Below are 20,224 nucleotides of genomic sequence, written 5' to 3'. Positions count from 1 at the left end.
AATCGTAAAGACGGATGGCGTTTACGGACGCCGCAGCACTACCGATTCCAACTCCTGCCCAGAATGCAGGACTTCGAGGAACACGCCACAGCGCGGAATCCTCTCAGACGATGTCGTGGATGTTGTGCTCGGTCAGGTCGGATGCGTGCCGGGCAATGGCGCGGTAGTCGGCATCGTCGTGCAGGACAGCCAGTCCGTGATGGGCTGCGGTCGCGGCGATGACGAGGTCCACCGCCGAGGCACTGCGATGCTCTCCGGCCCGGGCCATACGGTGCTGCACCCCACCGATCCAGCGCCCCGCGTTCTTCGGTACGGCCGCATCGGGGTAGAGGTCGGTGAACATCTCCGTGATCTCGTCGTACTCGCGTCCGTTCCGGGCACTGTGGAGGAACTCGGCACGCTGCACATAGCAGGATGCGACGGCCCCGGCGTCGATCGCGTCGTACCAGGCCGACTGCAGTTTCGGATCGCGGAGCAGCCGGACCAGGCCGGAGGTGTCGAGCAGGTAGATCACCGGCTGTCCTTCTCCGCCCCGTGCAGGCGCTCCGCGTCCTCGACGGCACCCCATTCACGCGCACGCTCGAAGTGGCGGCTGATGCGCGCCGCACGCTCCTGCTGCTCGGCATAGAAGTGCAGGGCGAGGTTGACTGCCTCCTTCTTGGTCCTGACCTTGGACAAAGCCATGGCACGTTCCAAAGCGTCGTCGTCGATGTCGATCTGGGTCACAGACACGCGGCACCTCCTGCACGATATTGGTGATGTACAAAGAAGAATACGTCACCAACATTAGCGAAGCTACAGTCGAGCGCCGGCACGGGCATGGGTAGCGAGCGGGTGACGAGAAGGAACTCGCACTCTCACCCGACTCGCCTCGCCTCTGGGTCTGCTGATGAACCGCTCCGGAACCCTGGCCTTGCGGGCCAGGGCTGCTCTCCAGGGACAAGCCATCATGTGGCCGGCGTCTCGCCTGTCTTGTCCGTGACCCCGACGGCCAGCAGAGCCTCGTCCGCCGTGCCCAGGAAGTCGAGGGAGTTCTTGTCGAAGACCCAGACCGTGCGGCCGTCGCGCTCCTCGAAACTCAGGCCGATGCCGGAGCGGCCGGTGTAGTCCTTGGCGTCGGTGACGACCGAGACGCCCGGGATCCTGGCGGCCGCGCGGTAGAGCGCGGCGTCCAGTTCGGGCAGGAGTGTGGCGTCGGCCAGCATGTCGCCGATCTTCTCCAGCGCCGCGCTCTCCCTGGTCTGTCCCTCCCCCCTCGTGCCGGCGTAGATCTTCTCCAGCAGCGCGTCGGGGTCGGTGGGCAGCGCCTGGAGCTCACGGAACGTGGTGACGTTCGGGTCGGGATTCAGCCTCATGTCGTGGGTGCCCCTGGAGTACGAGGAGAGCGGGTCCCGGGGCCGGAACGGCGGACCCACGAGCACCGTGACCCGGCGCAGTCCCGCCCGCTTGCCGTCGACGGCGGTCCAACTCGCTTCCCGCAGGATCCGGATGTCGTGCTCGGAGAACTTCATGGAGCCCTGAGTGCGGACATAGACGTACTGGTCGTCCCTGACGGGCACGGACTTCTTCGCGGCGGCGACCTCGGCGATGCGATTGAGGAGGTCGACCGCGTCCGCGTCGGTCGTGGCGGTCCTGGATCCGACGGCGCCGGCAAGGACCGCGGCGACGATGGCCGCCGCCGTGGCGAGGGGTACGGCGATGACGGCGAACCGGCGGCGGGGGGCCCGCGCTCGCCGGCCGGGTGCCGTCGCGACGGCCGGGAGTTCCGGGGCTTGCTCGGTGAGCTCTCTCATCAGATGGTCCTTCAGCAGGTCGTGGCGGTCGCTCGTCAGGACCGGCTCACCCGGGCTCGGCAGCAGCCTGGCCAGTTCCTCGCGCTCATCGGGGTTCATCGGTGCTTCTCCTGAGTCGACCGGGCCGTTTGGGAACGGCCACCCGGTACCTGTCCGCTGCGCGGGCCGAGTCCCGGTTTCTCCCGCTGAGGTGGAACATCGCCCGACGCGGCGGCACTTGGCTTGCCCGGGCCCGGGTCCGTGGACCGCTGCCCGGCGGACCTGCGCCGGGCCGCCAACTCCGCCTCCGACAAGGTCCGTAGACGCTGCCTTGCGCGGGCGAGCCGCGACCGTACGGTGCTCGCCGGCACGCCGAGGGCCTCGCCCGCGTCCGCGTAGCTCAGTCCCGACCAGACGCACAGCGCGAACACCTCACGCTCGGCTCTGCGCAACCGGCCGAGCGCGGTGTGCGCGGCAGCGAGCCGCTCGGCTCTCTCCATGCGCCCGACGACGTCGTCGGCGAAGTCGGGCAGGGTCTCACGGTCCGCCGGGCGGTCGGGGAGCCGGGCGAGCGCGGCGCTGTGCCGGCGGGCGGCGCGGCGCGTGTTGCGCAGAACGTTGGTGGCGATGCCGTACAACCAGGGGCGCAGTCCGTCGCCGTCGGGCACGTCGGCGTCCTCGGCGTCTTCGTCCGGGGCTGCGGCTGCGGGTCTCAGCTTCTCCCTGAGCCGCCAGGCTTCCAGGAAGGTCAGGGACACCACGTCCTCCGCGGTGCCCCGGTCCGCCGACAGGCGGGCGGCATGACCGTAGACGGCCCGGGCGTGCGCGCCGAAGAGTTCGGCGAAGGCTTCCGGATCGCCGGCGCGTATCCGGTCACGCAGGGAAAGTTCCACAACCAGCCCTGTCCGCTCGGCGCCCGTCGTCCCTGTGGCGACGATCACATCACGAGGCACCCCTCGCAGAAGGCGCGGAGAGTCCGGGCCGGGTCGCGCCCGTATCCGTAGCGCTCGGAGTGCGATGAGCTGCGCCGCAGCGCACGCTTGAGGCGGAGGAACCACGCGCTCATTGGCTGTTCCAGGCGAAAGGAGCAGCGCCGGTGTCTGAAGCGGATGCTCCCGAACGCCCGCCCGGTGCGATGCGCGGCGTGCTGGCCCCCCTCGCCCTGGCCCAGTTCATCTGCAGCTTCGCCGGTTCGAACATGAACGTGATGATCAACGACATCAGCGAGGACCTGGACACGAGCGTGCAGGGAGTGCAGCTCGCGATCACGATCTTCCTCCTCGTCATGGCGGCGCTGATGATCCCCGGCGGCAAGCTGACCGACCGCTACGGCCGCAAGTGGTGCTTCCTGGCCGGTCTCGCCGTGTACGGCGTCGGCGCCCTGCTGAGCGCGGTCGCTCCGGGCCTGGGCGTCCTCATCCTCGGCAACTCGATCCTCGAAGGTGTCGGCACGGCGCTGCTCATCCCGCCCGTCTACATCCTCACGACGCTCCTCTTCACGGAAGTGACCTCCCGTGCCCGCGCATTCGGGGCGGTCATGGCGCTGGGAGGCATCGGCGCCGCCGCCGGGCCGCTGATCGGGGGACTCATCACCTCCGCCATCAGCTGGCGGGCTGCCTTCGTGTTCCAGGCCCTGGTGATCGCGTTGATCATCATCCTGAGTCGCCGGATCAAGGACCCTCTGCCATCGGACCCCACGAGCTCCTTCGACACCACCGGAGCCATCCTCTCGGCCGTCGGCCTCATCCTCCTCGTCACGGGGATCCTGGCAGCCGACAACAACGTCTGGCTGATGATCGGCCTGCTCGTCCTCGGTGCGCTCATGCTGTTGTGGTTCTTCCGGTCGGTACGCGCCAAGGAGCGGGCCGGCGAACAGCCACTCCTGTCGACGAGCCTGTTCCGCAGCCGCACCTCGAATCTCGGTCTCGTGACGCAGAACATCCAGTGGCTCCTGCTCATGGGGACGTCGTTCGTCGTCGCGACCTATCTCCAGGTCGTCCGCGGATACGACGCCGTCCAGACCGGCGTGATCTTCACGGCCGCCACGCTCGGCCTGCTCGCCTCGTCACTGGCCGCCGAACGTCTGGCGAGGCGGTGGGCACAGCGCACCCTCATCGTGACGGGCTTCGGTGTGGCGATCGCCGGGGTCGGCGTCCTGCTGGCCCTGGCGAGCGGCTCTCCGAGTGCCTGGGCCTTCGCGCCCGGGCTGCTGCTGATCGGCCTGGGCCTCGGCCTGAGTCTGACCCCATCGGTCAACGTGGTGCAGTCGAGCTTCCCCGACGAGCAGCAGGGCGAGATCTCCGGACTGTCGCGCAGCGTCTCCAACCTCGGTTCCTCACTCGGCACCGCCGTCGCCGGCACCATCCTCGTCGCCGGCCTCACCACGCATGCCTACGGAGCCGCGATGATCACACTGGCGGTCTTCGGGCTCGTCGGCCTGGCCACGGCGGTGTTCCTCCCTCGGGGCCCGGTTTCGAGCACCACTGCTTCTCCGCCGCACGGACCCACGTGAGGTGTCTGCGTGCGACGCCCGCATGGCGACGCGTGGCGAGGGAGACGAAAATGGGACTGACGGCGTGCAGGGGGACATCAAGGAATCTTTCCGCGAGTGCAGTAGGAACACAGGTGATCGCTCATGTGCCGATGGCTCGCTTACTCGGGAACACCTCTGCTGCTCGACACCATCCTCTACAGACCGGCCCACTCCCTGATCGATCAGAGCCTCCACTCCAGAATGGGAGTCGAGACGACGAACGGCGACGGTTTCGGCGTCGGCTGGTACTCGCAGGAAGCCATCGAAACCCCGGCCCTGCTCAAGGACATCGGCCCCGCCTGGAACAACCGCAACCTGAGGGAGCTCGCGGATCATGTCCGCTCTCCGTTGTTCTTCGCCCACATCCGGGCGTCGACGGGTACGGCGGTGCAGCAGACGAACTGCCACCCGTTCCGGCACGGCCGCTGGATGTGGATGCACAACGGGGCCATCGCGGATTTCCACCTCGTCCGCCGCGATCTGTCCCTGCTCGTCGACCCCCGGCTGTACTCCGACATCGAGGGAACGACGGACTCGGAGATGATGTTCTACCTGGCGGTCACCTTCGGCCTGGACGAGGATCCGCCGGGCGCCGTGGCCCGGATGGTGGGAGTGGTGGAGCGCAGCGGCCATGACCACGGTGTGGAGTTCCCGGTCCAGATGACCATCGCCGTGACCGACGGCGAACGCCTGTGGGCCTTCCGCTACTCGAGCCAGGGCGCTTCCCGGTCGTTGTTCTACAGCACCCGCGTCGACACGCTGAGAGAACTGCATCCCGACCTGGCGTTCCTGCGGGAAGTGTCCGACGAGACCCGTCTCATCGTGTCCGAGCCCCTCGGCGACCTGCCGGGTGCCTGGAACGCGGTGCCCGAGAGCACCTACGGCGTCGTACATGCCGGGGTCGACGAGTTGCATCGCTTCGTCCCGGAACCTGCGTGACGCGTCAGCGGATCACGGGTTCTTCGCGGCGCCCTTGCCTGTGTTGGCGCTCGTACCGCTGGCTCCCGACTTCGCGGGCGTGCGCCTGCGCGTGGTGGCTTCCTTCGCCCCCGCGTCCGTCCGCGACGGCTCCGTCCGGGTCGGTGCGGTCGGCCACTTGAACTCGATCTCCAGCTCGATCTCCCCCTCACCGATCTCGACCTCCATCTCGCTGCGAAGGTCGTCGGGGATCCGCAGGCTCAGCGTGCCCGGGCCGAGTTCCAGTTCGGCGTCCCCGCCTTCCCTCAGCGCTGCTGCGAGTCTCGTGAGCTGGTCGGCCGCCTCAAGGCGGGAAAGGGAGCGCTTCTGTTCGAACTTGAGGTCCTTCATGGGTGTCTCCGATCCGGATACGGCACCTTCGGCCGGTCGGGCCACCTCCAATCTCGTCCTCTTGGGTTCGCCGCGCATGTCGGGGGTGAACGGGCCGGTGGTCCGGTGCGACGAGCGTCGTGGCGCGGAGGCTGGGATGCTGGTGGAGGAAGCGCCGCCCGTGACGTGACCCTGGCAGACAGGGGTAGTGAGCGACCGTGGCCGAGACCTACGAGAACGCCCGGGGAACGACCGTTCCGATCGTTCCGGCCGTACCGTACGCCGATCCCCAGGGGGACCCGTTCCTGCGCACCCGGTTCGCGCTCCCCGCCCGGCCCGCCACGTTCCTGCGGCGGCAGCGGCTCGTCCAGCACCTCGATCAGGCTCTCGGGACACCGTTGACACTGGTCAACGGCCCGGCCGGGGCCGGCAAGACCCTGCTGGCCGCCGACTGGGCCGCCGGACTGCGGCAGCCGGTCGCCTGGCTCACCGTCGAAGCGGGGGACCGGCGTCCGGGGGTGTTCTGGGCGTACGTCCTTCAGGCACTGCGTGCCTGCGGTGCGTCGGCGTCCGACGCGGTCGGGGCCCCCGCGGACGCCTCCCTGGTGGACCGCAAGCTGCTGGCAGCGCTCGCCGCCGAGCTGAACGAACGTGACCGGCCCGTGGTCCTCGTGCTCGACGAGTACCACCGCATGACCGCTCCGGAGGTCACGGAGCAGCTGGAGTTCGTCCTGCACCACGCCGGGCGTGGCCTGCGCCTCGTCCTCGTCACCCGCACCGAACCGCTGCTGCCGCTGCACCGTTACCGGGCGGCCGGTGAAGTGACGGAGATCCGCGCCGCCGAGCTCGCGTTCACCTCCGAGGAGGCCGTCGCACTGCTGGAGCTGCACGGTCTGAGCCTTCCGGTTCCTGCCGCGAGCGCCCTGGTGGACCGCACCCGGGGGTGGGCGGCCGGTTTGCGCCTGTCCGCCCTGGCCGCCCTGGAGAGCGCCGACCCGGAGCTCTACCTGAAGGAGTTCGAGGCGGACCGCAGTACGGTCGCGGACTTCCTGCTGTCCGAGGTCCTCAGGGGACAGCCGGAGGAGACCCAGGGCCTGCTGCTGCGGGTCAGCGTCCTGGAGCGTTTCTCCCCCGAGCTGGCCAACGCGCTGACCCTCCGTACCGATGCCGAGCCCATTCTCGCCGGGCTGCACCGCGACAACGCGTTCGTCGAGTATCTCGGGCACTCCTCGTACCAGCTCCACCCGCTGTTCCGGGAGATACTCCGGGCCCATCTGCGCGTGCGTCTGCCCGGCCTGGAGCCGGAGCTCCACCTGCGGGCCGCACGGTGGCTGCGTCGTTCCGGAATCCTGCCGGAGACACTCGCCCACGGCGCCGCGGCGGGCGACTGGGATCTCACCGCCGGCGCCCTCGTCGACGACCTGGCGATCGGGCAGCTCTTCACCGGCCTGCGCTCGGACGACCTGACCCAGTTGTTCTCCCCCATGGGTCCCGAGGCCCGAAGCCCCGCGACGGACGTCGTACGCGCCGCCCGTGACCTGTCCCGGCACGACCTCGATCATGGTCTGGCACATCTGCGCCTCGCCGAGGAGCACCTGACCGACGACGCGCCCGACCTGGCGGCCGCCCAATTGAGCTGTGCCCTGCTGGAGGCACTGGCCGCCCGGCTGACCGGAAGTCCCCCACGGGCCGAAAGGGCCGCCGCGGCGGCCGACGGACTGCGGCAGGAGGTCCCGGCGCACCTCCTGGACAAGCATCCCGAACTCAGCGCTCTCCTGCTGACCCATCTGGGCTCGGCCCGCCTGTGGGCCGGGCGTTTCGAGGACGCCCGCGCTGCCCTGACCACGGCGGCCGCCGCTCCCGGCGGAGCCTCCACCGTGCTGCCCCGCGAGGACGCCCTGGAGCACCTGGCGCTGCTCGACTATCTGGACGGCTGGCTCGGCCGAGCGGAGCGCAAGGCCCTGGCGGCTGCGTCCGAGAGGGAGCGGGCGGGCCTTCCCCAGCCGTCCGGCTCCGGCATCGGACAGCTGGTCCTCGCCGCCGTGGCCCTCGACCGCCATGAGCTGGACCGGGCCCAGGCCCTCCTCGACGAGACGGCCCAGCTCCCGGCCGGAACACATGACCCGGTCCCGGCGGCGGGGCGAGCCCTGGTCACGGCTCGCCTGCTGTTGGTCAGGGGCAGGGCACGAGCCGCCGTGGACGCGGCTGACCCGGACGTCTCCGCCGTCGTCGCCTCACCCTGGGCGACAAGCCATGAAGCCCTCGTCGCCTCCGCCGCCCACCTGGCCGAAGGGCGACCGGACGCGGCGGCCGAGGTGCTCCGGGGTGTGTCCGCCGACCAGCCGGCGTGTGCCGTGGAGGCCGCGGCGATCCAGCTCGCCACGGGCCGTACAGGGGCGGCCATCGATCTGCTCGACGGCATCCGCGCCGGGGGCCACGCCGGTCCGGCGGTGACCGTGCGGGCAGCGCTGGTGAGGGCCCAGGCCGCGGAGGGGGCCGGAGACACGGCGACGGCCCGGAGGCTCGTGGCGAACGCGCTCCTCGACGCCCGGCGGGAGCGGCTGCGGCGTCCGTTCCTCGACGCGGGAGTCTGGCTCCGGCCCCTCCTGGCCACGGCCCCGCTGCACGAGCTGGCGGCGGGCTGGCTCACACCCGGCACGCCGCGACACGGTGAGCAACCCGGGCCGGAGGCGCTGCCCCCGCCGCTCGTCGCGGTGGAGCTGAGCGGACGCGAGCGCGACGTCCTGGAGCGGCTGGCCCGGATGATGTCGACGGAGGAGGTCGCCGCCGACCTCTACGTGTCGGTGAACACGGTGAAGACCCACCTCAAGAGCGTCTACCGGAAGCTCGCGGTGAACCGGCGGGGCGACGCGGTGCGCCGCGCGCGCGAACTCCGGCTGCTGTGAACGGACGCCGTGCCGGATCGGCGCGCTGAGCCAGGAAGGAGTCGTCGGTGTCCAGAACCAGAACCGGAACCGGACCGGCCACGGCCCGCGGAGAGCGTCGTGTCGAGCGGCGCGCCCACGCGGACTACACGGGCGGCGTCTACGGATCGATGCTCGCGGCCTCCGTGGTGATCGGCGCCGGCTCCCTGGGCTCCTTCCCGCGCACCGAGCTGGTGCTGCTGCTGTTGCTCACCGGCCTGGTGTTCTGGATCGCGCATGTGCACGCCCAGCTGTTCGGGGCGCGGCTGGCGGAACAGGCGCTGGACCGGCGTGTCGTACTGCATGTGTGCCGTGACGAGTGGCCGATCGTCAATGCCGCCGTCCCGCCGGCCGTCGCGGTGGCCGTCAGCCCGCTCCTGGGCCTCGACGTGCGAGGTGCCCTGTGGCTGGCTCTCTCCGTCGCCGTGGCCGGGCAGGTGGGCTGGTCCGTGGCCGCGGCACGCCGCGCCGGGGCTTCGCGGCGGCTGCTGGCCGTCACCGCGTCGGTCAACCTGCTGCTGGGTCTGCTGATCGTGTCCTTCAAGATCGTTCTGACGCATTGAGAATCCGACGCGTCGAGAAGAGGACGGTCACCTGTACCGGGTGAGGCCCCAAGGGGCACGGAGGCGCACGATCGCAGGGAAGGGTGCCGTCCGCCTGTCCCACGCAGTCCATGGGAGGACAGCTTGTGCGCTACGAGATCCGCGTCGAGGGCCACCTGTCGGAAACGCTGGTCAAGGCGTTTCCGGAGCTGGGCCACGTCGTGATGTCCGGCCAGACCGTCCTGTTCGGTCCTGTCGTGGACGAGGCGCACCTGTACGGGCTGCTGGCACGCTGCCAGTCCCTGGGACTGCGGGTCCTGGAGATGCGGCAACTGCCGGAGTGAGGGGAACGGGCGGTGTGCGGTGCCGGGTCGGCGATCTCACCGGTCGTCTGCATCGCGCGACCCCGACGGCTCACGGTGCTGCCGGCGCAGCCCCACCTGGACGGCGCCCGCCAGCACCCGTGCGGCGACGCCCACGAGCAGGAGTCCCCCGGCCATCTGGAACATCGTCAGCACCCGCCCCGCCTGGGAGCGGGCCGTGATGTCCCCGAAGCCGACGGTGCTGAACGTGGTCAGCGTGAAGTACAGGGCGTCCGTCCTCGTCAGCGGCTCACTGAAGGAGCCCGGGGTGAAGTGGTCCATCAGGTAGTAGCCGCAGGCGAAGAGCACCAGGAACAGCGGCAGTGTGGCGGCCAGGGCCTCGACGGCCCGCAGCCGCGGGTGGGGCGAGCGCACGATGGCCCGCACCTCCCACCAGAACATCAGCAGCACCGCCGCCGAGCCGCACGCGAGGAGCGCCGACATGCCGGCCGTACCTCGCTCGTCCAGCGGCAGCACGTAGTAGGCGGTGACGAGGCCGGTGGCGATGAGCACGGCGCGGACGACCGCGACGATCGCCGCCCGGCGGCGGGTGCGGTCCGGTCCGGACCGGACAGTGCTCGGATCGCTCATCTCGTGTCTCTTCGTCGCGTGCGGGGCCGAGGGGACAGGCGCCTGGAGATTCCCACCTCACCGCCGCGGCGGTGCCGGCGGATCACCCGTGGTGGGTGAGCCCGGCACCCGGTGCCAGGCGTGACGCTGGAGCGGTCCGGCACGCCTCTCCCTCGGACACCGCCCCGTCGGCGGTCCGGGAGCGACGCGCTCGATCACACGAGGAGGAGCCATGACCATGTCGCGTGATCCGGCGCCGCCCCCCGGGCCAGAACCCCCCGCCGACGGGGCGGCCCCCCTTCCGGTGAGCGATCCCGCCGACGTGCTGGCGCGCCTGGGCCGCTCATGGACCTGGATCCTGTGCTCGGCGGTCGCGACGCTGGTGCCGGGCATTCTGGTACTGGTCTGGCCGGAGGAAACCCTGCACGTCCTGGCAGTCCTCATCGGGCTGTACCTCCTGGTCACCGGGGCGTTCCGGTTCGTGGCCGTCTTCGGCCGGGAGGAGCACGGTGAACGGCTCCCGGCGCTGCTGCTGGCCGTGCTGTACGTCCTGGCCGGGGTGCTGAGCCTGCGGAACCCGCTGCAGACCATCGCCGCCCTCTCACTGGTCGTCGGAGTCGTCTGGCTCGCCTCCGGCATCCTCACCCTCTACACGGCCCTCGCCGCCAAGGACCTGCCGCACCGCGGAGTCGTCCTGGGCGCCGCGGTGCTCGCCATCGTCGCGGGAATCGTGGTGCTCGCCCTGCCGACGGAATCGGCCCGCGCCCTGACCCGGCTGCTCGGCCTGTGGCTCGTCCTGCTCGGCCTGGCCGAGGCGGCGATCGCCCTCGCGTGGCGGGCCGCGCTGCGAAAGACGCACACCACGCGGCCGCATGCCCGCACCGGAACGATCTGACACCGCATCCGCCACTACGGCGAGCGCACCCGGCCCCGGGCGCCGCCGCCCCCGTAGGAGGACCGGATCCCCGCAAGGTCACCCGCGTCGGGTGAGGCCACCCGGCCCCGGTCGTGTCCACGCTGAGACTGCATCAACGGCAGCCGGGCGATCGCCCGGGACGGAGGAGAGACATGAGCGCGCAGACGTACCTCGCGTACGACTATCCCCTGCTGAGCGTCTTCTGGAGCATGCTCTGGTTCTTCCTGTGGATCATGTGGTTCGTCCTGCTCTTCCGCGTCGTCGTCGACATCTTCCGTGACGACGACATGAGCGGCTGGGGGAAGGCCGGCTGGCTGGCGTTCACCATCCTGCTGCCCTTCCTGGGCGTCTTCGTCTACGTGATCGCACGCGGCAAGAACATGGGCCGCCGGGAGATGTCCCAGGCCCGGGCACAGCAGGAAGCCTTCGACGCCCGCATCAGGGAGGCCGCGGGCACCCAGGACCGGACCAGCAGCATCGACGAGCTCGCCAAGCTGTCCGACATCCGCGCCCGCGGCGACATCACGGACGACGAGTTCCGCAGGGCCAAGGAACTGGTCCTGGCCGGCCACGGCCCGGCGGAGCACACGGGCTCCACCGCCACCGGTCGCTGAACGCACGTACACCACGAATCGAGGCACAAGATGACCGCTACACACACTCAGCAGGGACACGCGGCGAAGCAGGAATGGGCAACAGGACTGACCGCCTTCGGCGCCGTGATGCTCTTCCTCGTCGGACTGCTCGACATCTTCCGGGGCATCATGGCCATCGCCGAGGACGACATCTTCGTCACGACGCGCAACTACGCGTTCGAGTTCGACCTGACCGGCTGGGGCTGGATCCACCTCGCGCTGGGCGCGGTCGCCGTGCTCGTCAGCATCGGGCTGCTCCGGACCTCGACGTGGGCGCGCGTCCTCGGCGTGGCCATCGCCGGGCTCGTCATCATCGCCAACTTCCTCTCCCTGCCGTACTACCCGGTGTGGTCGGTCGTGATGATCGCGATCTCGGGCTTCATCATCTGGGCCCTGTGCGTGGTCCAGCGCGACAACCTCTTCACCGTGTCCGACGAGCGTCCCCCGTCCGACGATCGTCAGTCGCACAGGATGTCGTCTCCGCCGCACGGCCCCGCATGAGCACAGCGGTCTCAGGAAGCCGCGGTGGCCCGGGAACCGGGGGCGGCCGCGGCGGAGCCGGTGTCCAGGAACTCACGGATCGCGAAGCCCACGAGCACGATGACCGTGGTCCACACCACGACCATCGTGGTGGGGTAGGTCCAGGTGAACAGGACGATCGCGGCGACCACCAGGATCGCGACCCCGATCCAGCGCTTGAAGCGGTGCACGAACCGCCCGACCGCCCCGAGTCGAAGTCCTTCGGAGACCGCCACGTCGCGCAGGGCTCCGATGCTCCTGCGGCAGCCGTTGCGGACGAGGACGGCGATCTTGGACGGGCCGCTGAGGAAAGCGCCGACGGCGACGATGAGGGCGACGGCACCGAGCGCCCGTACTCCGGCGCGCAGGAACTTGATCAGCGCGTCGTACACCGCACCGGCGGCGGCCGGGGACGCGCCGGAGGGCAGATGGTCGAGGTAGACGTCCCGGAAGACGGTGAGGGTGATCCCGAGGATCAGCATGGCCACGAACACCGCCAACCCGGCCCCGATCAGCGCGTGCCGGCGGTTGAACGCGGTGTACACCCCCGCCGCGGCCACCAGCAGGGCGATGAGGGGCAGCCAGCTGCCCATGATCTCCAGGACCCTCATATAGGTCTTGATCTTGCCGATGTCCTTCGACTGGACCACCACGAAGTCCGTGTGGACGTCCGGGATCTTCGCCGCGACTCCGAGACCGGCACCGACCAGGCGCTCCTTGACCTGGGCCACGAGCGGTGCCACGTCGATGGCCACCTCGTCGTTCTTCAGCGAGACCGCGCCGCCGCCCTCGCCCGTCAGGGCCTTGTCGACGGACGAGTGCACCCGGCGGTTGGCGTCCACCCAGACCTTCTCGAAGGCACTGCTGCTGACCACCCGCTCCACGGTGCCGCTGACCAGCTGTTTCAGACCGCTCGTGATCGGGCCGTCCAGGTTGCCGACCAGCTGGGTCGCCTTCGGCGGCACGCCCTTCTCCGACACGGCGTCCTGCAACTGTTTGACCAACGCGTTCACGTCGATCTGCGCCAGCACCACGTCGGTGACCCGGTTGGTGACGGCCTTCTGCACATCCGGGTCGGACGCCAGCGGTCCCACCGTGGCGACGTAACGATCGGTGTCCCGCACGATGCTGTTCGCCCAGACCGCGATGACGGACAGCAGCGACAGCAGGGCCGCGAAGAGGATCAGCAGGACGGAGCCCGTGGTCCGGAGGAAGTGATGCCGTGCCGCTCGCGGATGGGCGCCACTCTCCAGGGCACCCACGCGGTGCCGCAGTTCATCCAGCTCGCTGCGTTCCCGGTCCGAGAGCGGTTCGTCTCCGTTGGCCATGGACAACAGAAGATCCGTGCGGTGCCGAACGCGCGACCCGGGTGCGCCCGACGGGTGAACCGCGCACGACGTGCGGCCGCCCCGGTGCGGTGATGCAATGGCATGGGGGAGTAGGCACAAGACCAGAAGGTGACGCCGTGAGCGACACATTCGATGAAGTCGACACATCCGGCGCGATGGGACCGATCGACTATCTCGTCGTCGAGTTCCCCGGCAACCGAATGACCGGCGAGGGCTTCCCCCTCCTGGTCGACCTGGTGGACCGCGGCCTCATCCGGATCCTCGACCTGACGTTCATCAGGAAGGACGCCGACGGATCCGTGACCGGCCTGGAGATCGGCGATCTCACCGGGGACGGCGAACTCGACCTGGCCGTATTCGAGGGAGCGTCCTCCGGCCTGCTGGGCCAGGACGACCTCGTGGAGGCGGCCGCCGCACTGGAACCCGGCAACTCCGCCGGCGTCCTGATCTACGAGAACCTCTGGGCCGCGCCGTTCGCCGCCGCCCTGCGCCGCGGCGGGGCCGAGCTGGTCGCCTCCGGGAGGATCCCGGTGCCCGCGGTCCTGGCCGCGCTCGACGCGGCGGAAACCGCGCCCTGACGAGCGAGGAAACGGGGAAACGAGAAGGGAGATCACCATGCCTGGACTCCTCCGAGGGGTTGCCCGTACGGCCGTCGTCGCCGGAACCGCCACCGCCGTGTCGAACCGTGTGTCCCGTCGGCAGCAGGGGCGATGGGCGGCCCAGCAGGGGCCCCAGGAGTCGGCACCGCAGCCGGCGCCTCCCGCCGCGCCGTTCGCTCCGCCGCCCTCCGACATGACCAGCAAGATCGAACAGCTGAAGCAGCTGGGCGACCTGAAGAGCCAGGGCCTGCTCACGGACGCGGAGTTCGAGGACCAGAAGCGCAGGCTCCTGGCTTCCTGACCCGCCGGATGCCGATCAGCGCCCGCCGCCCCACGAGGTGACCGGAAGAAAGTTTCCGGCTCAAAGCAACCCTTTGCATTGCCTGTGACCACAAGGAGTCGGATCCGCCGTCACGGATCCTGGATCCGCCTTCCTCTGGTGACCGGTATGCAAGGAGCGCACACCTCCCATGAACAACCCCCCGAACGGCGGGCGCCGCGGGCGTCACCGCCGTCGCTGGACCGCGACCGGTCTGCTGCTCGGCGTGCCCGCCATCGTCGTGCCGTACTTCCTGTTCGCGCAGGAGGACTCGCAGGCCGCGACGGTCGACGGCAATGCCTACTACCGGCTGGTCTCCGTGCGCAGCGGCAAGGTGCTGGACGTCGACAGCTTGTCCACCGCCGACGGCACCCGTGTCCAGCAGTGGACCGACCAGAACACCGCCAACCAGCAGTGGCGGCTGAAGCCCACCGGGGACGGCTACTACGAGCTGGTGAACCGCAACAGCGGCAAGGTGCTGGGCACAGCTGGCGGTTCGACCGCCGCGAAGGCCGCCGCCGAGCAGCAGACCGACAGCTCCTCCCCCTCCCAGGAGTGGCGGATCGACGAGGTGAGCGGTTCCGACGCCGTCACCTTCACCTCCCGCAGAAGCGGCCTGGTCCTGGACGTCTCCGGAGGCTCCATGGCCCAGGGCGCGGCAGTCGTGCAGTATCCCGACAGACACGGCACCAACCAGCAGTGGAGGCTGGTGAAAACGGCCCAGACCAAGGGGGCGGGGGTCGGCGGTGCGCGGACCACGGCCGCGACCGGGCCGTATGTGTGGAACAACGCCCAGGTGGTGGGCGGCGGTTACGTCACGGGCCTGGTGTTCAACGCGCGCGAGAAGGGTCTGCTTTACGCGCGCACCGACATGGGCGGCGCCTACCGCTGGGACCCCGCGGCCGGGCAGTGGATCCCGCTGACCGACCGGTTCGGCGAGAAGGACTGGAACCTGCTGGGCATCGATTCGCTGGCCACCGACCCCGTCGCCCCCGACCGGCTCTACGTCGCGGCGGGCACCTACACCAACAGCTGGGCGGGCAACGGTGCGATCCTGCGCTCCACGGACCGGGGCCGCACCTTCCGGCGCACCGATCTGCCCTTCAAGCTGGGCTCCAACGAGGACGGCCGCGGGGCCGGCGAACGGCTCGCGATCGACCCGGGGAACCACGGCACGCTGCTGCTGGGCACCCGCAAGAACGGCCTGTGGCGCAGCACCGACAGCGGCGTGACCTGGGGTCAGGTCTCCACGTTCCCCGTCAAGGACGGGGCGGGCAGCGGCGCGGGCATCTCCTTCGTGACGTACGGCCCGGCCGGAAGCAGGACGGTCTACGTGGGCGTCGCCGACAAGTCCCGCTCGCTCTACCGCTCCACCGACGGGGGCAGCACCTGGCAGGCCGTCTCCGGGCAGCCCACCGGCCAACTGCCGCAGCACGGCGTGCTCTCCGGTGACGGTTCGCTGTACCTGACGTACACCGACGCCCTCGGACCCAACGGCGTGACCGCGGGCTCGGTGTGGAAGTTCACGCCGGCCGGCGGGGGCGGGACGTGGAAGAACGTCTCCCCGTCCACGGGCGGCTACGGGTTCTCCGGTCTGGCCGTCGACCCACGGAAGCCGTCCACGGTGATGGTCACCACCCTCGACCGCTGGTGGCCCGAGGACGAGCTCTACCGGAGCACCGACGGCGGTACGACCTGGAAGGCGCTGGCCGCGAAGTCGGTGCGGAACGCCTCCGCCGCTCCTTACGTCGGTACCGGCATCGGGCACTGGATGACCGCCCTGACCATCGATCCCTTCGACTCCGGGCACGTGCTGTACGGCACCGGCAGCGGCATCTGGGGCAGCAAGGACGTCACCGCCTCCGACAGCGGCGGCACCAGTCACTGGACCGTGGGGGCCCGAGGACTGGAGGAGACCGCGCTCTCGGACGTGATCGCCCCGCCCGGTGGCGCCACCGCCATCACCGCCATGGGTGACCTGGGCGGTTTCCGGTACGGCGGCTCCCTGACCAAGGTGCCCGCAGGCCGGCTCGACAGCCCGAAGATGACGACCAGCACCGACATCGATTTCGCCCAGTCCAACCCCTCGCTGATGGTCCGCGTCGGCCGTGGCGGCGCCCAGGACGGCGCCTACTCCACCGACGGCGGCAGCAGTTGGAGCGGCTTCACGTCGGAGCCGGTGGGCAGCGCCGACAGCGGCCGGGTCGCGCTCTCTGCGGACGGCTCCACCATCGTCTGGACCGAGGCCGGCCAGGCCCCTTACCGCTCGACCGACAAGGGCGCGAGCTGGTCGAAGGCCGGCGGCCTGGGCGGCGACGCCGTGGTCGTCGCCGACCGCTCCTCGGCCAGGACCTTCTACTCACTGGCCGACGGCAAGCTCCACGCGAGCACCGACGGCGGCGCGACCTTCACCGCCCGCGCCACCGGCCTGCCCACCGGCCGGCTCACGGCCGCCCCCGGCATCGCAGGGGACCTGTGGATCTCCGGCGGCGACAAGGGGCTGCTGCACTCCACCGACGGCGGCCGGACCTTCAACACGCTCACCACGGTGCGGTCCGCCTCCGCTCTCGGCTTCGGCAAGGCCGCGCCGGGCGCCTCCTACCAGGCCCTGTACCTGATCGGTACCGTCAAGGACGTCACCGGAGTCTTCCGCTCCACCGACAAGGGCGCCACCTGGCTCCGCGTCAACGACGACGCCCACCAGTGGGGCAGCATCGGCGGCGTCGGCGTCGTCAGCGGCGACCCCGACACCTTCGGGCGCGTCTACGTCGGCACGAACGGCCGCGGCCTCCAGTACGGCGACCCGTCCTGACCCGACGCCCGGGCGGGGCCGCGGCCACAACGGCCCGCGGCCCCGCCTCGTCAGGACTCCTAGCGACGAGCCGGACGCCTGATGCCCGCGCGCCCCGCCTTCTCGGTGCGCTCAGGTCCGGCGGTCTCGCGGTCCTTGCTCCTCGCGGCCCAGTCCCTGGGCTGGAGGAAGAGCAGCTCACCGCTGCCCGGCACGATGATCGCGCCGCCGAAGGGCTCGTCGCCGGCGAACCAGACGCCGTCGGTGATGCCGACAGGCCACCGACGACGCCCCAACGCATGCTTCGCACGCAGGGTGAAGGGGGTGCCACCCTGATCTCCGAAGCGCAGGAAGAGCGTGTGGGTCGACTCCATACCGATCTTCTCGACCGGGGTGCGGAATTCGAGCGGGTAGGTCCGGAACACCTTCGAGCACTTCCGGGTAAAACTCAGACGGTCGGCAAGAAGGAACAGCGTCCACATGATGCCCAACATTCCGACAATGGCCACCGGCAGCAAATAGTCGAGGTGGAACACGAACAGCTGGACCCACAGCAGCACGAACACCGGGAAAAACGTGAGGAATTTTTTCAGTGCGACACCGTAGTGGTAGCGCACCGCGCCCCCGAAGTCCGTTCCGTCGGTCGCGTACGGCGCGGGCGGGGTGTCCGACTCCAGACCGTCTTTCCATCGTTCTGGCACTGTCATCCGAACGGGCTCCTTTCGTCTGCCCCTGAGCCGGAATCCGGGAACGGGACCTCGGCAGGGTCCGGCGCCGCCGGGTCGTCGAACGTCACCGTACGCGCGACGCCGAGCAGCACGCCGCGGTAGTCGTCGGCGAGCTCCACCGCCGGGGTGACCAGCTGCACGGTGATGATCGACGAGGTGCGAAGCACCGGGATCGCCACCGTGCCCTGCCAGACGGTCCCCTGCGCGGGCTCGTCCTGACCCTCGGGGGGAGCGGTCGGCGCGGGCGTGGTCCGCTCCGTCTCCAGCAGGTACCCGGTGCCCACGGGCAGTTCCACGGGCACGATGCCGTCGGCCGGACCGGTCCCGTCCCCCAGCATCTGAAGAAGCACGGCTTCAGGGTGCGCTCCCGACGTGTGGACGGTGGAGACCGTGAGGACGGACAGGTTGGCCCCGCCGTGTTCGTCCGGGTGCATGCCGAGCGCGCACCCCATGACCTCCTGGCTCCGCAGCATCGTCAGGACGCCGGCGTACAGCCGGAACACCTGGTCGACGCGGTCCCGGAGGTCATCGGGGAAGGCGTTGATCTGCCGGGCCACCTCCTGGATGCCCTCCGGTGAAGGCTGGAGGTCGAGCTGGAGGTATCCATAGGGCAGTCCGTACCAGAATTCCGGCTTCGGCTCCGCTTCCACCGTGTCAAGGAATGCGTTCACAGCCGGATGGCCCCCATCAGTTCGCCGATGCCCGTGATGATGTCGGCCCTTGCGCCCTTCAAACCGGTCGCGGCAGCCGCGCCCTTCGTGATCTCGGACGCGTCATGTCCGGGGCCGTTCTTCGGCAACACGCCCAGGCTTTCCAGAGACGACGCCATGTTCGCCGCCACGTTGACGCCGTTGATGCCGTACTGGAGCGCTCCGGTGGTGGGGGAGGTCGCCACGTCGAGAGCCTTGTAGCTGAAGGCGGGCACGATTTCCTTGCCGAACGCACCCAGCTTCGAGCCCACCGACAGGGCCTCGCCGCCCTCACGTGCGACCGCCGCCGCGAGCCCCGCCTCGCTGCCGGCCTTGGCGAGGGCACCGACGCCGGGCACCATGCCGAGGCTGTCACCGGCCAGCGAGGCCCAGGCAAACACGCCTTCCTTCAAGCCGTAATCGCCTGCCAACGAGTCTCTGAAATCCTCGCTCGCAAGGTTCTTGGCCATGGACACCGCGCTCGCCGCGACCGCGATACCGGCGAAGACCGGCGCCAGCGGTGTGGGGAGCAGAGCCAGCAGTCCCGCGATGGCGCCGATGGTTCCGGCGTGCTCCACGAGGAATTCGCCGACCGCCTTGAGGCCCTCACCGATGGCGCTGAGGGCCTCGCTGAACCACCCCGGCTCCTTGGGGGCCAGCTTGTCGTCGGCCTCGTCGAGGCTGCGGGCGACGGCCTCGGCCGCGTCGGTGTGGGTGCCCTCCAGTTCCTTCGCCTTCGCGATGACGTCGTTGTAGGCGGCGTTGGCGTTGTTGAGGTGGGTGGTGGCCGCGTTCAGTTCGCGCTCGGCGGTACGCAGGCGCTCCGTCGCGGCATCCGCCTCCGCCTGGCTGGGGTATTCCTTGCCGGCGAGCTTGAGGTCGGGATTTCCCTTGGCCTGGTCGTAGCGGGTCCGGGCCTTGTCGACGTCACCCTTGTTCTCGCGTGCGGCATCGTCGTACTTCTTGGCCAGGTCGCGGTGGGAGGTCAGATCGCCTTCCCATGTGCCCAGCGCCGCAGCGGCTTTGCCGAGCGAGTTCCCGGCGTTCATCATGGCGGTCTTGAGGTCGCCGTCCAGGGTGTCCCGGAACGCGCTCGCCGCGTCTCCCTGCCAGCTGGAGCTCGCCCCGAGCAGATACTCGATCTGCCGGTGGCAGTTGTTGAGCGTATCGGCCGCGGACTTCACCTTGCGGTAGAGGGAGGTGACCTGCTCGGGAATTCCGGGTACCGGGTTCCAACCGAGGCTGGGATACGGGTTGTTACCCACGGATTACTTCCCCCCGGTATTCGCGGTGTGGGTTTCCTCCATCTTTTTGAGGGCCTGCGAGAGGTTCTCCTCGAACTGCTTGTAGCTCAGCGCGGTCTTCTCCACGCCCTCGTCAACCGCTTTGATCATGTCCTTCAACTGGCCCGTTCCGTACTTCCATCTGTTCTGGAAGGACTCACACGCCTCGTCCAGCCGCGGAGTTCCGATCTGGTCGGCATTGACAGCGGAGAGCGCTGTGCGCGCTTCCTCCAGATCCGTAACGGACTGCTTCAACACCCGGCCGAAAGAGTTCAGTTGACTCAGGTCGACCTTGAATTCATCCGCCATGTGGCGACCCCCTTCTTCGACTGCGAGCGAGGCCCGTGCCGTCGGCGCGCGCCCCCAGAATAAAATAGAGGCAAAGTCCGGGCCGACGACACCGAGT

The 20,224-nt window shown here is 69.8% G+C and carries 22 protein-coding genes; 11 read left to right on the top strand and 11 right to left on the bottom strand.

Features of this window, described 5'->3' with window-relative positions; all coding sequences use genetic code 11:
- Nucleotides 1–103 precede the first annotated feature (103 nt).
- The 4 genes from BFN33_RS36290 to BFN33_RS36275 form a co-directional block, all read right to left on the bottom strand.
- On the bottom strand, nt 104–514 hold the full coding sequence (locus tag BFN33_RS36290) for a PIN domain-containing protein (RefSeq protein WP_069764446.1): 411 nt from the start codon (nt 512–514) through the stop codon (nt 104–106).
- Nucleotides 511–732, bottom strand: coding sequence for a type II toxin-antitoxin system VapB family antitoxin (locus tag BFN33_RS36285; protein WP_069764445.1), 222 nt, complete (start codon nt 730–732; stop codon nt 511–513). Before BFN33_RS36285 ends, BFN33_RS36290 begins: the two co-directional genes overlap by 4 nt.
- Before the next feature lie 215 nt (nt 733–947).
- Nucleotides 948–1,892: a CU044_5270 family protein gene (locus BFN33_RS36280; RefSeq protein WP_069764444.1), complete on the bottom strand. Its 945-nt coding sequence runs from the start codon at nt 1,890–1,892 to the stop codon at nt 948–950.
- Nucleotides 1,889–2,665, bottom strand: coding sequence for an RNA polymerase sigma factor (locus tag BFN33_RS36275; RefSeq protein WP_069764443.1), 777 nt, complete (start codon nt 2,663–2,665; stop codon nt 1,889–1,891). Before BFN33_RS36275 ends, BFN33_RS36280 begins: the two co-directional genes overlap by 4 nt.
- Before the next feature lie 242 nt (nt 2,666–2,907).
- Here BFN33_RS36275 and BFN33_RS36270 point away from each other — a divergent pair, with 242 nt between their 5' ends.
- Both BFN33_RS36270 and BFN33_RS36265 read left to right on the top strand, forming a co-directional pair.
- On the top strand, nt 2,908–4,284 hold the full coding sequence (locus BFN33_RS36270; protein WP_069764442.1) for an MFS transporter: 1,377 nt from the start codon (nt 2,908–2,910) through the stop codon (nt 4,282–4,284).
- A gap of 123 nt (nt 4,285–4,407) precedes the next feature.
- Nucleotides 4,408–5,244, top strand: coding sequence for a class II glutamine amidotransferase (locus BFN33_RS36265; protein ID WP_069764441.1), 837 nt, complete (start codon nt 4,408–4,410; stop codon nt 5,242–5,244).
- Between the two features lie 12 nt (nt 5,245–5,256).
- Here BFN33_RS36265 and BFN33_RS36260 read toward each other — a convergent pair whose 3' ends face one another.
- Nucleotides 5,257–5,613, bottom strand: coding sequence for an amphi-Trp domain-containing protein (locus BFN33_RS36260; protein WP_069764440.1), 357 nt, complete (start codon nt 5,611–5,613; stop codon nt 5,257–5,259).
- 197 nt (nt 5,614–5,810) lie between these two features.
- Here BFN33_RS36260 and BFN33_RS36255 point away from each other — a divergent pair, with 197 nt between their 5' ends.
- The 3 genes from BFN33_RS36255 (at nt 5,811) to BFN33_RS36245 (ending at nt 9,402) form a co-directional block, all read left to right on the top strand.
- Nucleotides 5,811–8,498 (top strand): LuxR C-terminal-related transcriptional regulator, encoded by a 2,688-nt coding sequence (locus tag BFN33_RS36255; RefSeq protein ID WP_079141179.1) that lies wholly within the window; start codon nt 5,811–5,813, stop codon nt 8,496–8,498.
- A 47-nt stretch (nt 8,499–8,545) separates the two neighbouring features.
- Nucleotides 8,546–9,079 carry a hypothetical protein gene (locus BFN33_RS36250; RefSeq protein ID WP_069764439.1) on the top strand — a complete coding sequence of 178 codons (534 nt, stop codon included), beginning with the start codon at nt 8,546–8,548 and terminating at the stop codon, nt 9,077–9,079.
- Nucleotides 9,080–9,204: 125 nt separating this feature from the next.
- Complete coding sequence (locus BFN33_RS36245; RefSeq protein WP_069764438.1) at nt 9,205–9,402, top strand: hypothetical protein; 198 nt, start codon at nt 9,205–9,207, stop codon at nt 9,400–9,402.
- Between the two features lie 36 nt (nt 9,403–9,438).
- Here the strand turns inward: BFN33_RS36245 and BFN33_RS36240 are convergent, their stop codons facing one another.
- The gene (locus BFN33_RS36240; RefSeq protein WP_069764437.1) at nt 9,439–10,011 is read right to left on the bottom strand and encodes a potassium channel family protein; all 573 of its coding nucleotides are present in this window, start codon (nt 10,009–10,011) and stop codon (nt 9,439–9,441) included.
- A 211-nt stretch (nt 10,012–10,222) separates the two neighbouring features.
- Between BFN33_RS36240 and BFN33_RS36235 the strand changes: the two genes are divergently transcribed.
- The 3 genes from BFN33_RS36235 (at nt 10,223) to BFN33_RS36225 (ending at nt 12,042) form a co-directional block, all read left to right on the top strand.
- A complete protein-coding gene (locus tag BFN33_RS36235; RefSeq protein ID WP_069764436.1) occupies nt 10,223–10,885 on the top strand; it encodes an HdeD family acid-resistance protein in 663 nt (220 codons plus the stop codon).
- A gap of 173 nt (nt 10,886–11,058) precedes the next feature.
- Entirely contained in the window at nt 11,059–11,520 is a 462-nt protein-coding gene (locus BFN33_RS36230; protein WP_069764435.1) for an SHOCT domain-containing protein, read from the top strand.
- 30 nt (nt 11,521–11,550) lie between these two features.
- Nucleotides 11,551–12,042, top strand: a complete 492-nt coding sequence (locus BFN33_RS36225) for a hypothetical protein (protein ID WP_069764434.1) — start codon at nt 11,551–11,553, stop codon at nt 12,040–12,042.
- 11 nt (nt 12,043–12,053) lie between these two features.
- On the opposite strand, the gene BFN33_RS36220 is transcribed toward BFN33_RS36225, so the two are convergent.
- Nucleotides 12,054–13,388: a hypothetical protein gene (locus BFN33_RS36220; RefSeq protein ID WP_256122951.1), complete on the bottom strand. Its 1,335-nt coding sequence runs from the start codon at nt 13,386–13,388 to the stop codon at nt 12,054–12,056.
- Nucleotides 13,389–13,564: 176 nt separating this feature from the next.
- Between BFN33_RS36220 and BFN33_RS36215 the strand changes: the two genes are divergently transcribed.
- The 3 genes from BFN33_RS36215 (at nt 13,565) to BFN33_RS36205 (ending at nt 17,139) form a co-directional block, all read left to right on the top strand.
- Entirely contained in the window at nt 13,565–13,987 is a 423-nt protein-coding gene (locus BFN33_RS36215; RefSeq protein WP_069764702.1) for a DUF6325 family protein, read from the top strand.
- A 37-nt stretch (nt 13,988–14,024) separates the two neighbouring features.
- Nucleotides 14,025–14,309, top strand: coding sequence for an SHOCT domain-containing protein (locus BFN33_RS36210; protein WP_069764433.1), 285 nt, complete (start codon nt 14,025–14,027; stop codon nt 14,307–14,309).
- 169 nt (nt 14,310–14,478) lie between these two features.
- Complete coding sequence (locus BFN33_RS36205) at nt 14,479–17,139, top strand: RICIN domain-containing protein (protein ID WP_069764432.1); 2,661 nt, start codon at nt 14,479–14,481, stop codon at nt 17,137–17,139.
- 59 nt (nt 17,140–17,198) lie between these two features.
- Here the strand turns inward: BFN33_RS36205 and BFN33_RS36200 are convergent, their stop codons facing one another.
- The 4 genes from BFN33_RS36200 to BFN33_RS36185 all read right to left on the bottom strand — a co-directional run bounded on the left by BFN33_RS36200 (nt 17,199) and on the right by BFN33_RS36185 (nt 20,127).
- Nucleotides 17,199–17,735: a hypothetical protein gene (locus BFN33_RS36200; RefSeq protein ID WP_256122950.1), complete on the bottom strand. Its 537-nt coding sequence runs from the start codon at nt 17,733–17,735 to the stop codon at nt 17,199–17,201.
- 86 nt (nt 17,736–17,821) lie between these two features.
- Nucleotides 17,822–18,517: a hypothetical protein gene (locus tag BFN33_RS36195; protein WP_069764430.1), complete on the bottom strand. Its 696-nt coding sequence runs from the start codon at nt 18,515–18,517 to the stop codon at nt 17,822–17,824.
- A complete protein-coding gene (locus BFN33_RS36190; RefSeq protein ID WP_069764429.1) occupies nt 18,514–19,800 on the bottom strand; it encodes a WXG100 family type VII secretion target in 1,287 nt (428 codons plus the stop codon). Before BFN33_RS36190 ends, BFN33_RS36195 begins: the two co-directional genes overlap by 4 nt.
- Nucleotides 19,801–19,803: 3 nt before the next feature.
- The gene (locus BFN33_RS36185) at nt 19,804–20,127 is read right to left on the bottom strand and encodes a hypothetical protein (protein WP_069764428.1); all 324 of its coding nucleotides are present in this window, start codon (nt 20,125–20,127) and stop codon (nt 19,804–19,806) included.
- Nucleotides 20,128–20,224 lie beyond the last annotated feature (97 nt).

Source organism: Streptomyces sp. LUP47B (assembly GCF_001746295.1).
Classification (GTDB): Bacteria; Actinomycetota; Actinomycetes; order Streptomycetales; family Streptomycetaceae; genus Streptomyces.
The sequence above is the reverse complement of the archived record's forward strand: the minus strand, read 5'-3'. Positions and strand labels throughout refer to the sequence as shown.